The sequence below is a fragment of the Rhizobium sp. 01N48 genome, assembly GCF_056399145.1.
This window is the reverse complement of sequence record NZ_JBFTQT010000012.1, coordinates 25,070-39,926: the sequence shown is the minus strand read 5'-3', so window position 1 is coordinate 39,926 and position 14,857 is coordinate 25,070. Positions and strand designations below refer to the sequence as shown.

The 14,857-nt window shown below is 61.5% G+C and carries 13 protein-coding genes and 1 riboswitch; of the genes, 6 read left to right on the top strand and 7 right to left on the bottom strand.

Annotation, left to right across the window (positions count from 1 at the left end):
- A complete protein-coding gene (locus AC1DOG_RS20505) occupies positions 1–696 on the bottom strand; it encodes an HAD family hydrolase (RefSeq protein WP_112945850.1) in 696 nt (231 codons plus the stop codon).
- Between the two features lie 210 nt (positions 697–906).
- On the opposite strand from AC1DOG_RS20505, the gene rpiA reads away from it, so the two are divergent.
- From rpiA to gor, 3 genes are all read left to right on the top strand, one after another.
- Complete coding sequence (gene rpiA / locus AC1DOG_RS20500) at positions 907–1,605, top strand: ribose-5-phosphate isomerase RpiA (RefSeq protein WP_477930628.1); 699 nt, start codon at positions 907–909, stop codon at positions 1,603–1,605.
- Positions 1,606–1,620: 15 nt separating this feature from the next.
- Complete coding sequence (locus tag AC1DOG_RS20495; protein WP_477930626.1) at positions 1,621–2,184, top strand: DUF2059 domain-containing protein; 564 nt, start codon at positions 1,621–1,623, stop codon at positions 2,182–2,184.
- A gap of 115 nt (positions 2,185–2,299) precedes the next feature.
- Positions 2,300–3,685 carry a glutathione-disulfide reductase gene (gene gor / locus AC1DOG_RS20490; protein ID WP_477930624.1) on the top strand — a complete coding sequence of 462 codons (1,386 nt, stop codon included), beginning with the start codon at positions 2,300–2,302 and terminating at the stop codon, positions 3,683–3,685.
- A gap of 27 nt (positions 3,686–3,712) precedes the next feature.
- Here the strand turns inward: gor and AC1DOG_RS20485 are convergent, their stop codons facing one another.
- On the bottom strand, positions 3,713–5,035 hold the full coding sequence (locus AC1DOG_RS20485; RefSeq protein ID WP_477930622.1) for a TadE/TadG family type IV pilus assembly protein: 1,323 nt from the start codon (positions 5,033–5,035) through the stop codon (positions 3,713–3,715).
- A 318-nt stretch (positions 5,036–5,353) separates the two neighbouring features.
- Between AC1DOG_RS20485 and AC1DOG_RS20480 the strand changes: the two genes are divergently transcribed.
- Positions 5,354–6,727 carry a class II 3-deoxy-7-phosphoheptulonate synthase gene (locus tag AC1DOG_RS20480; RefSeq protein WP_018902356.1) on the top strand — a complete coding sequence of 458 codons (1,374 nt, stop codon included), beginning with the start codon at positions 5,354–5,356 and terminating at the stop codon, positions 6,725–6,727.
- A gap of 50 nt (positions 6,728–6,777) precedes the next feature.
- Here AC1DOG_RS20480 and AC1DOG_RS20475 read toward each other — a convergent pair whose 3' ends face one another.
- The 4 genes from AC1DOG_RS20475 to AC1DOG_RS20460 all read right to left on the bottom strand — a co-directional run bounded on the left by AC1DOG_RS20475 (position 6,778) and on the right by AC1DOG_RS20460 (position 11,619).
- Positions 6,778–8,505, bottom strand: a complete 1,728-nt coding sequence (locus AC1DOG_RS20475) for a pilus assembly protein TadG-related protein (RefSeq protein ID WP_477930619.1) — start codon at positions 8,503–8,505, stop codon at positions 6,778–6,780.
- An 8-nt stretch (positions 8,506–8,513) separates the two neighbouring features.
- On the bottom strand, positions 8,514–8,936 hold the full coding sequence (locus tag AC1DOG_RS20470) for a TadE/TadG family type IV pilus assembly protein (protein ID WP_018902358.1): 423 nt from the start codon (positions 8,934–8,936) through the stop codon (positions 8,514–8,516).
- 173 nt (positions 8,937–9,109) lie between these two features.
- A complete protein-coding gene (locus tag AC1DOG_RS20465) occupies positions 9,110–9,634 on the bottom strand; it encodes a DUF1003 domain-containing protein (protein WP_018902359.1) in 525 nt (174 codons plus the stop codon).
- Positions 9,635–9,720: 86 nt separating this feature from the next.
- The gene (locus AC1DOG_RS20460; RefSeq protein ID WP_477930778.1) at positions 9,721–11,619 is read right to left on the bottom strand and encodes an LTA synthase family protein; all 1,899 of its coding nucleotides are present in this window, start codon (positions 11,617–11,619) and stop codon (positions 9,721–9,723) included.
- 273 nt (positions 11,620–11,892) lie between these two features.
- Here AC1DOG_RS20460 and AC1DOG_RS20455 point away from each other — a divergent pair, with 273 nt between their 5' ends.
- Both AC1DOG_RS20455 and bluB read left to right on the top strand, forming a co-directional pair.
- Positions 11,893–12,726: a TolB family protein gene (locus AC1DOG_RS20455; RefSeq protein ID WP_477930617.1), complete on the top strand. Its 834-nt coding sequence runs from the start codon at positions 11,893–11,895 to the stop codon at positions 12,724–12,726.
- A gap of 25 nt (positions 12,727–12,751) precedes the next feature.
- A riboswitch (cobalamin riboswitch) is annotated at positions 12,752–12,934 on the top strand.
- 40 nt (positions 12,935–12,974) lie between these two features.
- On the top strand, positions 12,975–13,661 hold the full coding sequence (bluB, locus tag AC1DOG_RS20450) for a 5,6-dimethylbenzimidazole synthase (protein WP_477930615.1): 687 nt from the start codon (positions 12,975–12,977) through the stop codon (positions 13,659–13,661).
- Positions 13,662–13,674: 13 nt separating this feature from the next.
- Here the strand turns inward: bluB and AC1DOG_RS20445 are convergent, their stop codons facing one another.
- On the bottom strand, positions 13,675–14,790 hold the full coding sequence (locus AC1DOG_RS20445; protein ID WP_477930613.1) for a DUF2865 domain-containing protein: 1,116 nt from the start codon (positions 14,788–14,790) through the stop codon (positions 13,675–13,677).
- Between the last annotated feature and the right edge of the window lie 67 nt (positions 14,791–14,857).

Below are 14,857 nucleotides of genomic sequence, written 5' to 3'. Positions count from 1 at the left end.
TTAGCCAGCGTTGCGCAGGTCGGCCGTGTCGATCAGTTCGTCCACCAGCGCAGGCGTGAGCTCGCTGAAGGTCTTGATGATGCGCGTTGGCTGCAGGCTTTCGATCGGAACGTCGGAATAGCCGAAGGGCACGGCGATCGAGGGGATGGCGGCATTGCGCGCGACGAGGATGTCGTTGGCGCTGTCGCCGATCATGATCGTGCGCTTCGGGTCGCCGCCTGCTTTCTCGATCGTGCCGAGCAGATGGCCGGCATCGGGCTTGCGCACCGCGAATGTGTCGCCGCCGGTGATGGCGTCGAAATAATGGGTGAGCTGCAGCCGCTCCAGCAGGGTACGGGCAAGGCCCTCCAGCTTGTTGGTGCAGACGGCGAGCTTGTATCCCTTGGCTTTCAGCTGATCCATCGCGTCGATCAGCCCTGGATAGGGGACCGTCGCGCCCGGCATGTTGTCCGTATAATGCGTGATGAAGCGTTCGAGCAGATCAGGAAATTTCTCGGGCTCCAGCGGATGCCCCTGCAGCTTGCAGGCCCTCTCGATCATCACCTTGGCGCCATGGCCGACGAGGTGCGTCAGGTCGTCATAGGTGACCGGCGCAAGATCGAGTGCGGCGATCGTGTAATTGAGGCTGTCGACAAGGTCGACATGGGTGTCGAGGAGCGTTCCGTCGAGATCGAAGACGACTAGGGCAGGGGTCAATGGAGTTTTCGCCTGTTCAGTGTTGGGATGCATCCGACTTAAGCGATGAAGGCCGCAAAAGCAACGCTTTGACCCGGTTTGGCAGGCCTCGCGCATATGCTTCGGATTTCCAAAGCGCGACGTTATTTTGGCTTTCGTTTGACTGGCTGGCCGTGTAAACAACGCAACCAACGTAACAATGCGTAACGTAACACTGGGAGTAAGCGGCGCATGGACGCCCGCGAAATGAAGATCAAGGCCGCGGCTGCGGCACTCGCCCATGTCGAGCATGGAATGCGTCTTGGGATCGGAACCGGAAGCACGGCCGAGGAGTTCGTGCGGTTGCTTGCCGAGAAGGTCGCGGACGGGTTCAAGGTCGAGGGTGTTCCGACATCGGAGCGCACGGCACGGCTTTGCGTCGAGCTCGGCGTCCCCCTGAAGTCGCTCGACGAACTGCCGGAACTCGATCTGACGATCGACGGCGCCGACGAGGTCGATGAGGCGCTCGGGCTGATCAAGGGCGGCGGTGGAGCCTTGCTGCGCGAGAAGATCGTTGCCGCCACCTCCAGCCGCATGATCGTGATCGCCGACGAGAGCAAGCTGGTGGATACGCTGGGCGCGTTCCCGCTGCCGATCGAAGTCAACATGTTCGGCCTCGTTTCGACGCGCATCGCGATCGAAAAGACGGCCGCAAGGCTTGGCCTTTCAGGTGAATTGACGCTTCGCCAATCCGGCGACGGCAATTTCACCACGGATGGCGGACACTACATTATCGATGCATCTTTTGGCCGTATTCCTGATGCAGAGGCGCTTTCAACTCAGTTGAATGCGATCCCCGGCGTTGTGGAGCACGGGCTCTTTCTCAATATGGCCGCGCTGGCGATCATCGCCGGTCCGGCGGGCGCGCGCGAGCTGCGGGCAACAAGGTAACAGGAGTTGGAACTCATGAATAAATTTGCAGGTTTTGGCCGTTTTGCTGCTGCGACCGTCATTCTCTCGGGTGTTGTCCTGGGCTCTGCAGCCCACGCGCAGGAAGCGTCGCCGGAACAGCTGAAGGCAGCCCGCGCGGCTATCGACGCGATCGGCGCCACCACACAGTTCGACAATATCCTGCCGGGCCTCGCAGAGCGCCTGAAGGCCGACCTGATCCAGGATTCGCCGAACTACCAGGACCAGATCACCGCCGAAGTCGACAAGCAGGCGCTGGCGCTTGCACCGCGTCGTGCCGATCTCGAAAAGGAAGCCGCGGTGACCTACGCCAAGGCGTTCACGGTCGAGGAACTCAACGCCATTGCCGCCTTCTACGGCTCGCCGGTTGGCCAGAAGCTCCTCAAGGACGGCCCGATCGCTTCACGCGAAACCGTCAAGGCCGCCGACATCTGGGCGCAGGGCATCTCCCGCGACCTGCAGAAGTCGACCAGCACCGAGCTTGCCAAGGTTATCAAGCCGGCCCCGGCCGCCGGCACCGATCCGGCAGCTCCGGCCGCAAAGCCTGCTGCCAAGCCGTAAGGCTTGCATCATCGCGCATTAACGAAGCCCCGGTTCGCCGGGGCTTTTGTTTTTGGCGGCATCGGTACTATATCAAGCCTTCCTTCCACTTGACGATTCCTGCCGGAGATTCCCAATGACAGCCTATGATTACGACCTCTTTGTCATCGGCGGCGGCTCGGGTGGGGTGCGCAGCGCACGCGTTGCGGCGGCACTCGGCAAGAAGGTGGCGATCGCCGAGGAATATCGCTACGGCGGCACCTGCGTCATTCGCGGCTGCGTACCGAAGAAGCTCTTCGTCTATGCCTCGCAATATCACGAGCATTTCGAGGATGCGGCAGGCTTCGGCTGGACCGTCGGCGAAAGCACGTTCGACTGGAAGAAGCTGATCGCGGCCAAGGACGCCGAGATCACCCGGCTAGAGGGGCTCTACAAGAAGGGGCTCTCGGGCGCCAACGCCGAGATACTCGACACCCGCGCAGAACTCGTCGATCGGCACACCGTGCGACTGGTCAATACCGGCAAGACGGTGACAGCGAAGACGATCGTGATCGCGACCGGCGGCACCCCGAACCTGCACGGCGCGCTGCCCGGCCATGATCTCTGCATCACCTCCAACGAGGCGTTTCATCTGGAGGAGCTGCCGCGCTCGATCGTGATTGTCGGTGGTGGCTATATCGCGGTCGAGTTCGCCAATATCTTCCATGGGCTCGGCGTAGAGACGACGCTCGTCTATCGCGGGGCGGAAATCCTGTCGCGCTTTGATCACGACCTGCGCCGCGGCCTGCACGAGGCGATGGTGGCCAAGGGCATCAAGATCCAGTGCCACGACATGCTGAAGAGCGTGGCGAAGGGTGCGGACGGGCTTGTTGTCGAGACGCTCAACAACGGAACAATGAGTGCCGACGTGGTTATGCTGGCCATCGGTCGTGTGCCGAACACGCATGGGCTCGGGCTCGAGGCGGCGGGCGTCGAGATGAATGCGCAGGGCGCCATCGTGGTCGATGACTACTCGCGCACCAATGTCGAGAATATCTACGCGCTGGGTGATGTCACCGACCGGGTACAGCTGACGCCGGTGGCGATCCACGAGGCGATGTGCTTCATCGAGACCGAATACAAGAACAACCCGACAAAGCCCGATCACGATACGATCGCCACCGCTGTTTTCTCGCAGCCCGAGATAGGCACGGTGGGGCTGACCGAGGAAGAGGCCGGCAAGCGCTATAGCGACGTCGAGGTCTACCGCGCGCAGTTCCGGCCGATGAAGGCGACGCTTTCGGGGCGTACCGAGAAGATGATCATGAAGCTGATCGTCGATGCGGCAAGCCGCAAGGTTATCGGCGCCCATATTCTCGGCCATGACGCCGGCGAGATGGCGCAGCTGCTCGGCATCACGCTGAAGGCCGGCTGCACCAAGGACGATTTCGACCGGACCATGGCCGTGCACCCGACCGCAGCCGAGGAGCTGGTCACCATGTATGCGCCGAGCTACCGTCTGAAGGATGGCGTGCGGGTCTGACCCGCGCCTATTAGCTGGTGATACCTCTTAGCTGGTAATACGGGGCGTGCTGACGATCTTCATGAACAGCGCCTGCATGGCTTCGGCGATGCCGTCGGTTGGGCTGACGGCGAAGTAGAGGCCCGGGCTTGCGCACTCCTGCATCTTCGTCGAGATCTTGCCTTCGAAAGGTTTGACCCAATCGTTGTAGAAGCCGTTTTCAGGCAGCGGCAGGTAGGGCGTGTAGAGGACGGCGATCTTGATGCCCTTGTCCTTGAGCGCCGTGCAGCTCTTTACGTCGATGGGCTCGATGCAGCGGTTTCCATTGGCGCCGCGCGGGCTGGTGCAGCCTGACGACTTGGCGCTATCTCCGACACCATCGGCCACGAAGAAAACGATTTTCTGGCGGTCGGCGTCGCTCGTGCCTTTGCCAATGGTGCCCTTGATCTCGTCCTTGATGCCGGAGAGCGCGCTATCAAAGCTCGTCTGCTGGTCGTTGTTGTAGTTCTGGTACGGGATGCTCATCAGCTGAATGGCGGTGGTTGCCGTCGCGACCTTGCCGAGGTCGTTGTTGATCTCGGCGACCTTGAACAATTTGGCGTCCTGCGCGGTCTTTCCGAACGTGTAGGCAGCGACGCGAAACTGTTTGTCCATCGTCTGCGTGTCTGTCGCCTTCGCCATCAGCGCCTTGACCGCCTGAGCGACCACGTCGATGCGGATCGTTATCTTGTTGTTTCGGGCAATGTTGTAATAGCTGTTCTTGTCCTCGACGCCTGACGTCGAGACGATGTGACAGGCGAATGCGCAGGTGCCGTCGGAGCCAGACTTCGTGGCCTTTAGCATCTTGTCGATGTCGCCCTGCGTCGCGCCGACGCCCATCGAAGGCGTGTTGTCGAGCAGCATGTAGAAATCCATGTAAGACGGCGTTTCGTAGCGCGCGGTGGCGGTGCCTGAAATCGGCATGCTGTTCTGGCCGAGGATCTGCATGAATGTGGTCGGCACCCGCGTCTGGAAGGTGACGGATGAGGTCAGCGCACTGCCGGTCTTCACGACATCGACGCTGACGTCGATCGGAAAGTTGGCGGCTTCGCCTGATATCTGTGAGCGGAACAGCTCCTGAGCGTCTGTCTTGCCCGTCGCAATCGGGCCGTCGCCGGTCATGGTCTGCGCCTGTTTCATCGCCGGCGACATTTGCGCGACGGCGCCGACGGCTGCGGCATCGGCTGCGGCCTGAAGCTGCGTGCGCATGCTGAGTGCATGCGAGAAATCGATCGAGAGGCCGGCAGCGCCGATCAGCGGAACAGCGAGGAGGGCGGTAATCAGGCCGAAATTGCCCGATCGATCCGCCAAGAGGCGATCAAACATACGCATTGGAAATATCCTGAAACGGGAAAAGTCATGGCTGAAAAAGCGGGAGCATCATGCTCGGCTGTCTGAAAACGGGACGATCCTTAGTGTCAAAGCATAAATTAGATACAAAGCGTCTTGGTATATCGAACGTTAAGCGCGCTGCAGATGTTTGAAAACGCGGCCGGGAATACCTTTATAGGGCGTCATTGCATGGCGCGATGAGGCGGACAAAAGCGCGCCGAACCCCGCTATGCAAGATGAAGCTAAACGGCTATAAGCCGCCAGTATTTTAAAGACGGGATATCCGGCCGGTACCGGATACTGAGACAGGTGAACGAGATGGCACAGAATTGGACTCCGAACAGTTGGCGGCAAAAACCGATCCAGCAGGTTCCGGATTATCCGGATCAGGCAGCAGTTGCGGCGACGGAAGCCCAGCTGGCGTCGTATCCTCCGCTCGTTTTCGCAGGCGAGGCGCGTCGTCTCAAAAAGCATCTTGCCAATGTGGCCGAAGGTAACGGCTTCCTCTTGCAGGGTGGCGATTGCGCCGAGAGCTTCGCGGAACATGGCGCGGACAACATCCGCGACTTCTTCCGCGCCTTCCTGCAGATGGCTGTCGTGCTGACCTATGGTGCGCAGCTTCCTGTCGTCAAGGTCGGCCGTATCGCCGGTCAGTTCGCCAAGCCGCGCTCGTCGGGCATCGAAACGCTCGATGGTGTGTCGCTGCCGAGCTACCGTGGCGATATCATCAACGGCATCGAGTTCACCGAGGAAGCGCGTATTCCGAACCCGGAACGCCAGGCCATGGCTTACCGCCAGTCGGCCGCGACGCTGAACCTTCTGCGCGCGTTTGCGATGGGTGGCTATGCCAACCTCGAGAACGTGCATCAGTGGATGCTCGGTTTCATCAAGGACAGCCCGCAGGGCGAGCGCTATCGCAAGCTGGCGGATCGCATCAGCGAGACGATGGATTTCATGAAGGCGATCGGCATCACCGCCGAGAACCAGCCGAGCCTGCGCGAGACCGATTTCTTCACCAGCCACGAAGCGCTGCTTCTCGGCTATGAAGAAGCGCTGACGCGCGTCGATTCGACCTCGGGCGATTGGTACGCCACGTCTGGCCACATGATCTGGATCGGCGACCGTACGCGCCAGCTCGATCACGCGCATGTGGAATACTGCCGTGGGATCAAGAACCCGATCGGTCTGAAGTGCGGCCCGACGCTGCAGGCGGACGATCTGTTGAACCTGATCGACGTTCTGAACCCTCAGAATGAAGCCGGTCGTCTGACGCTGATCTGCCGCTTCGGCCATGACAAGGTCGCCGAGCATCTGCCGCGCCTCATTCGCGCTGTCGAGAAGGAAGGCCGCAAGGTCGTGTGGTCTTGCGATCCGATGCACGGCAACACGATCACGCTCAACCACTACAAGACCCGTCCGTTCGAGCGGATCCTGTCGGAAGTCGAAAGCTTCTTCCAGATCCATCGTGCGGAAGGCTCGCATCCGGGCGGCATCCACATCGAGATGACCGGCAAGGACGTGACCGAATGCACGGGTGGCGCGCGCGCCGTGACGGCGGAAGACCTGCACGACCGCTACCACACGCATTGCGACCCGCGTCTCAATGCCGACCAGGCGCTCGAGCTTGCCTTCCTGCTCTCCGAGCGGATGAAGAGCGGTCGCGACGAGAAGCGGATGGCCGTCAACGGCTAATCGCTAACAAAAACGATATCGAAGGAGCCCGGCCATCGCGCCGGGCTTTTTCATTGCACCAGCACGGATTGCTGGCAACGCGCATCGGTGAAGCGCACGTCGGCCTCGCCGATCTTGATCCCCAGCATCAGCAGCGTGTTGTAGAGCACGTCGTCGAGGGGCGTCGTGACGCTCGACAGCGTATCGGCGATTGCCTGCATCACCGCCTTGTTGGTTCCGAGTGTCAGGATCAGCAGCTGGATCTGGATATCGGTGCCGGCGATCAGCGACTGCACGGCCGAGGTCAACGTGTCTCTTGTCGAGACATTCTTGATCGCCTTGTTGGTGATGTCGTTCGGCTGGAATGTCAGGCGCGTCTTGCTGGTGTTGGTGAGGTTGATATCGGCCAGCGCGTTCACCTTGAGGAGCAGGGCGTCGATGATGGTGGCTGATGTGACGCGGGGCTTGGTGCCGAAATTGGCCATGGCGGTCGGATCGACATCGCCTAGCGCGATCTCGGCGACCCCTGGCACGACATCGACGCCGATGCTGGCGCTTTTCGGGCCGCCGCCGAGGCAGGCGAAGCTCGCGAGCTTGGCTTCGGCATAGGCGGCCTCGACATAGAGCGGCACGCGAACCTTGATGCCGGCGATGGTGCTGAGCCCCGTCACACCGGCTTCGATGGCAATGCGGATCTGCGCGGTGCGGACGGCCGATCCCGTGGTGCCGATGGCGTTGGAGGCGGTCCCTTTGGGGCGTTCGCCGATCGCGATCTTCAGCGTGACGCTGGTCAGCCCTGGGACGGTGCCTGCGAGATTGACGCCGACCTGCTTGCCCTGGTTGGCGGCGAAGGCGCTGGCCGAGATGATGTCGAGTGCGCTTGCCTCGAGCAGCAGATGCGAGCCGGAGCCGATCATGCGTTCGCCGACGGAGCCGAGGCTCATGAGGTTCTGCAGCTTGACCTTGATCTGTGTGGTGCCGAGCCCCTTGGAAAGCGAGGTGATCGCCTTGCTGACGGTTGGTGTCAGCCCTTGCGTGGCGGCCAGCGTGTCGAGCAGGCGCGGATAGGAGATGTCGGTTGCCAGCAGGTCGTCGTAGGTGCCGGCGGTAAGGTTCAGCTTGGTCGCGAGAAGGTCGAGATAGGACAGCAGGTCGATATTGGCGGCGGCGAGTGCGTCGTAATCGGCCACCTTGAGCGAGACGGTGGTTCCAAGCAAACCGCCGAGAACGGCGTTGAGAATGCCGCCGTTGAGGCTCGCCAGACGCGAGCCGACGGAGAAGGCGGCGAGCTTGGAGGCGGATGCGGTTCCGGTCGCGCCGAGCGTCGGGGGCGGGATGATGGAGGCTGCAAAGGTCAGCTGCGCCTTCTGCTGGATCGCAACCTTGACGGCATCATAGGGCTGGGTGCCGGCCACGAAACGCTGCGCCGGAGGTAATGCTGGGTCGGCCAGATAAATCCCTGGCGTGTATTGGACGATGGCATCATAAGTGTCGAGCTGGGCAGCGTTCAGCAGCTTGGTTCCAGACGATGTTGCGTAAGCCACGCCTGACTTTACCGCGACGTTCAAGCCGTTCTGCTGGTAGTTCGTGACCAGGTTGCTGGCGGCGTTGTTGATGTCGGAGGCGGCGACGATGGCGCCGATATCGCTCAATTGCTGCAGGCGGCGCTGCTGCAACGTCATCGCGCCAAAGTCGATTCCAAGTGCCAGAGTGGAAATGATCAATGGCGCCGAGAGCGCTGCCATGATCGCGATGTTGCCATCCCGGCGGGTGCTGAAACCCGCCAGATATCGCCTCATGCCTGGTTTCATATACCACCCATGCGGATCGTGGCGAAGCGGCGGATCTTGGTGTCGGGAAGCGGGAATGTGTAGAGATTCCAGATCGGTAGGGCGCTGGCGTCATACTCCGTCGTGACCGTGAACTGATTGGCGTTCGTGGGGTCGGTGGCAACGGTGACCTGGAGTTTCTTGCGGTCGATCAGGGGATCGTTGAGGGTCGACAGCGCGATGTAATTGTTGACGAGCTGGGCGCGCTCCTGCTCGGAAAGGCCGGCCACCGCCGTGCGTGCGGCGTCCGCCGTCAGCTGCTGCAGCGCATGCGCGGCGCTGAGGTAGATGCCATAGGCGATCAGGGTGAGAAGAACGAGCAGAAAGACCGGTGCAACGATTGCGAACTCTATCGCGGCCGCACCCTGCCGGTTGGCGAGAAGACGTCGGGCATTCCTCATGCACTGCACTCCTTGCAATGGTCAACGCCGCAGCGAGGACAACCGAAGGATACATTTAACCGTCTTAATTTTTGCTTACCTAATAAACCCCATGCGTGTACCTGCAAGATATCAGGGTGTACGGAAATGGTGCGCTATTCCTGTGGCCGGCTAATCTGTTCGCCGGCTTGGGATCAGTTGCCGAGCTTCTGGGTCAATCTGGCGATATCCTCGCGCAGCGCGGCGATCTCGGTCATCACCTGCATGTCGATCTTCTGGTGCAGAGACAGCACTTCCAGCTCGGCCTTCAGGTTGACTTCGTAGTCCTTCGCCGCCTCGAAGCGATCGCGCTCGGCCTGCCTGTTCTGCGACATCATGATGATCGGCGCCTGGATCGCGGCGATCATGGAGAGGACGAGATTGAGGAAGATGAAGGGGTAGGGGTCGAAGGCGCGGGTCGAAAGGATGATCGTGTTGATCACGCACCAGACGGCCAGGAAGACCAGGAAGGTGGTGATGAAGGCCCAAGAGCCGCCGACGCGCGCGATGCTGTCGGCCATCCTCTCGCCGAAGGACGATTCGGCTTTCAGCGCGGCATTGATATCCGTCGAGATGATCTTGCGCGCATGCGCCTTTTCCAGCACCCGCTTTTCGATGTCGCCGAGTTCGTTGGCGGACTTGTCGAAATGCAGGTGGACGAAACTGGAGAGATTGTTCATGGCGCGACTCCCGATGACTCATGTTGGCGGGGAGTATTCCGTTATGCGCCAGGAATGCAATGCGGCAACGTGCATGTCTGCCGTGCTCAAGAGCCCTCTGCTCGCAGCCAGGAGTGCTGCGGGAAGAAGCGCTCGACGGTCTGCGCCTTGCCGAACATCACATCGTGCTGGAGATAGCGATAGTCGCGGACCAGCGGATCGATGGTCTTGGCGTCGCGAACCCAGTCCGGCGAAGCGGTGTTGTCGCGGGTTATCAGCTGATAGCGATCGACGATCGGGTACTTCTTCTGCACGCGGCCGAGGAAGCCGGTATAGAACGGGTGCTCGTAGCCCGCGAATTTCAGCACGTGATAGGGCAACTGCGACGGGCTGATGGTGCCGACGTTCTGCTTGACGCCCTTGCGGTTCGACCAGATGACCAGCGGCGTCTCGTGCTCCTGCTTCATGACGCTGACGGAAGCCCGGCGGGTGGCGACCTGGTCGGGCATATAGCCGGTATTCGTGTAGACGCTGCCGAGCGGCGGCAAGTGGTCGCCCCAGAGAACGATGATCGTCTCGCGGTCACGCTTGGATGCCCATTCGGTCAGCATCTTGAAGCTCTGGTCGGCTTCCTTGACGCCCTGCGTGTAGGTTGCGAGCGTGGCGCGGTCGGCGTCGGTCAGATTGCCGGTGAAGTCGACCGTGTTGTTGGCGTAGCGGTTGGCCTCGTAGGGGCCATGTCCCTGCAAGGTGACCGCGAAGAAGAAGAAGGGCCGGTCGAGCCCGTCGGCTTCCTGCATGATCTCCTTCATCAGGCTGTCGTCGGAGGCGAAGATGCCGCGCTTTTCCATGGTCGGCATGGTTTCTTCGGTGCGGAACTCCTCGAATCCGAAATCCTTGTAGACCTCGTTGCGGTTCCAGAACCAGCCACTGAACGGATGCAGCGCACGGGCCGCATAGCCTTCGCCGCGGAAGAAGGTGGCGAGCGAGGGGATGTCGTTGCGGATATACTGCTGGTAGGGGATGCTGCCATAGGGCAGGAAGGCATTGGAGAAGCCGGTCAGCGCCTCGAACTCGACATTGGCGGTCATGCCGCCGAACTCAGGCGAGAAGACGTGGCCTGACTGCGCCGCGCGGATCGTCGGCATCGGGTCTTCGGAGAACTTCAGGGTCTTCAGGCGCGTCGGATCCCAGAAGGATTCGCTCATCAGCATGATCACGTCGGGCTTGTCGCTCGGGCCGCTGAGATAGCCGTAATTGCGCGAGGGAATGGCGTCGAGCGCCTGCGTATTGAGGCCGGCGGGCGAGGCGACGTCGGCCATCGGGATGTTGAAGATGAAGGCGAGAATGAAGCCGTTGCTGCGGTAGTTCTCTTTCTGATCCCACATCATCGGCACCACCTGCAGCCGGTCGCGGATATAGGAATACTGCGAATAATCCATCAGAGAGCCAAAGGCGGCGATGACGGGAACCGTCAGGCAGAGATTGCGGATACGGTTGCGGCGCGCCATCTTCGGGAGGCGGCGCCAGGCGTAGCGCCACGCCAGCACGAGGCCGGTGACGGAGAGAAGGATGCCGACGGCAACCGCGATAGCCGTCATCGGGCGGTCGCGGACCATGACCGGCAGCAGCTCGAAAATCTGGCGGCCGAACAGCATGTCCGAGGGGTAGAGCGGGTCGGAGAGGTAGTGCTGCTTCTGATTGGAGACGAGCGCCGGCACGAGCACGAGCGGCAGCACGACCAGTGCAGAGAGGAAACGGCGGCCGAGGATCGCATCGACGCAGAGCATCACGATGGTCAGCATGACGACCGTGGTCATGCCAGGACGGGCCGTGGAAGACAGAAAGGCGCCGACGTCGGTTGCGCCGCCGCGCGCGATCACTTCGACCGAGAAGGTTGCAAGCAACGCCATCACCGCCGTCAGGGCGACGGCAATTGCGCCGCGCAGGATAGATGATGGGCGGGTGTCAGCGCCAACGCCGCCATAGAGAGCCGCCTCGCGCATAGCCGCTCCGGACTTGAAAACTTGGGCGATCAATGGCGGAACTCCGGTGTCATCATAGCGTCATCGAACTGTCACATCTTCGTCATGAACGCTAGATGAACCATTGTTGTTTCGTGGGCTTAACGCTTTTTTGATCACAAACTTTTCGGCAGCTGGTTGCCTCATTTCGCGTGGGCTCCGGATGGAGCCTCTATTGCCGCGCGCGGGCGATCCTTGCGTGCCTTATTTAGCTGTCGTAGGTCATGGATATGTTCGCGTCAGAGGAGAGTTTGCATGCGCAGTTCCGTCGAGATCTACAACGTCAAGACGGGCGAGGCCCGTGTGATCTGGCAGACCGAGAGACTGGTCGAAGCCCCCAATTACGCCCCTGACGGCAGCTATCTGCTGCTCAACGACGAAGGACTGCTCTATCGGCTGGCGCTCGACGGCTCGGCGAAGGTGGAGCATGTCGATACCGGCTTCGCGACGGCCTGTAACAACGACCACGGGATTTCGCCCGATGGCACCCGTATCGTCATCTCAGACAAGGTCGAGTTCGGCAAGTCGGCAATCTACACGCTGCCGATCGAGGGTGGGGCGCCGCAGCTGGTGACCACCAATCATCCGTCCTACTGGCATGGCTGGTCGCCTGACGGGAAGGAGCTCGCCTATTGCGGCATTCGCGGCGACCTGTTCGACATCTACACGATCGACGTGACCGGCGGCGAAGAGCGGCGGCTGACAAACGGTGAGGGGCGCAATGACGGGCCTGACTATTCGGCCGATGGGCGCTGGATCTATTTCAACTCCAGCCGCACCGGCTTGATGCAGATCTGGCGCATCCATCCCGACGGAACCGGCGTGGAGCAGGTGACGCACGACAATTACGGCAACTGGTTCGCGCATCCGTCCCCCAACAACGACAAGGTCGTGCTGATTTCCTACGATCCCGATGTCTTCGATCATCCGCGTGACAAGCATGTGCGGATGCGGATCATGGATATGGACGGGGGAAATCTCACGACGCTGTTCGAGCTTTTCGGTGGGCAGGGATCGATCAATGTTCCGAACTGGTCACCCGATGGTGACGAGTTCGCCTATGTCCGATATTTCCCGGTCGAGGCCTGAGCGATTGCATCCGGCGCGGTTTGTCGGCATAGGTGGCGCGTCGGGTGCCCGCAGGCTTGCGGGAGAATCGGGAATTCGGTGCAAGACCGGAACGTGCCCAACGCTGTAAGGCCGACGTCTGCCGCTTGATGCCACTGGCGCTTTGCCGGGAAGGCGTGGCAGACGGATGACGCCAAGTCAGAAGACCGGCCCGACAATCATAGACTGACCGCCTGGACAGCGGCCGGTTGTGTTGTTGGGGATTGACGATGCGACCAGACCAACCTGGCTCTCTTGCGAGAGCCGGTGCCTTTTCGGCGAGCGAGCGCGACGCCGTTTACAGAGCCATCGAGACCAGACGCGACGTGCGATCGGAGTTCCTTCCGGATGCCGTGCCCGATGACGTCATCGGGCGGCTATTGGCTGCAGCCCATCACGCGCCGTCCGTCGGCTTCATGCAGCCGTGGAATTTCATCGTGGTGCGCGACCAGGCCGTACGATCCACCGTGTGGGAGGCTTTCGCAAAGGCCAATGCAGAGGCGGCGGAGATGTTTTCCGGTGAGCGGCAGCAGGCCTACCGCGCCCTGAAACTTGAGGGCATTCGCACGGCACCCGTCGGCATCTGCGTGACCTGCGATCCGGATCGCTGCGGCGACGTGGTGCTGGGGCGGACCCACAACAGGCGGATGGATTCTTATTCGACCGTCTGCGCGGTGCAAAACCTGTGGCTTGCCGCGCGCGCCGAAGGCGTCGGCGTCGGCTGGGTCAGCATCTTCCACGAGGCGGATCTGAAGCGCGCGCTCGGCGTGCCTGATCGGATCGAAATCGTCGCCTGGCTCTGTGTCGGTTATGTCGACCGGCTCTATGAGGAGCCGGAGCTCGCCGTGAAGGGATGGCGGCAGCGGCTGCCGTTGGAGGAGCTGGTGTTTACGGATCGCTGGGGCGAGGGCGCATAGCCCGCGACGCCTGCTATTGCTTCTGTGCCGGCGGTTGCTGCGGCTGGGCGCCCGGCATGGCGGGGTGTTTCAGGTCGATCGATCCCTGATCGCCGGCGAGGAACTGCGGCCCCACCTGGCGCACCTTGCCGGCACTGGGATCGTACGGGCGATCGGGGACCTGCGCCTGGGGTGCGGGCTGTTGCGGCGCGGGTTGGGTTTCGGGCTTGGCGGCGGTGTTCGGGGTCTCGATCGTGGTGATCGAGCTCTGTGGCGGCGGGGCGCTTACAGATTGGTTGCGGCGCATCTGTTCGTAATAGGCAGGCAGATTGCAGCTGCAGGAGGATTTTTCGCCAGGCTTGCGGTTCTTGTAGGCGAATGCATTCGGCATGGCGCTGTAGGGCGCGCCCGTCGAGGCCGAGATCATGTTCTCCGTCTCCCCGCTGGAGACGTCGTGATAGTAGAGCTCGGTTTCGATCCCCGGGCACATCTGCTGGCAGGTGTTGGCGTCGCGGGCGAAATCGAAGGAAGTGGCGTTCGATCTAATGGGGAAGAAGCCGCCGTCGCAGCTGCGCACGCAGATCGTGTTCAGATGCGTCAGAGGCTGACCGCCGGGCGAGAACTCGTAGGAGCGCTGACGCTCGCCGCCGAGCGGAATGAAGGTGTCGCTGCGCATCGCCTGATCGTCGATGCTGGGCGGGTTGGCATATTGCGGCTCTTCATATTGCTGCACGGGCGCATTGCAGTTGTTTTCGTCGAGTGCGGCGAAGAGTTCGTTGCGCAGACGGGCGTCCGGGCTTTGCGCGCGCAACTCGTCACGGCGCATCTGCAGGTCGGCGATGTTGTCGAGCATCTTCGCTTCGGCCTGCTCAAGTTCACCGCAATAGCCTGCATTGTCGCCGCCGATGACCACCATGCTGCCGCTGCTGCAGCCGTTGCGGCGCTGGTCGCTTCGCAGCTTGCGCAGTTCCAGATTCTGTTCGGTGATGGCGCTGACGAAGCGGCGTATTTCGGGCGACGTTCCTCCACCGATCGTTTCCGGGATGGTTGCCAAGCGGGCGCGCAACTGACCGCAGATCGGCGCCAACTGCGCATAGGCAGGGGCGGAAAGGGCAATCAGGAGTGCTGCGGCCAGCGTGAGGCGTTTCAAGGCATCGTCCCGTCAGTGAGCAAATACCAAATGGCGAAGGGCGGACCATGGCCCGCCCTTCGATATA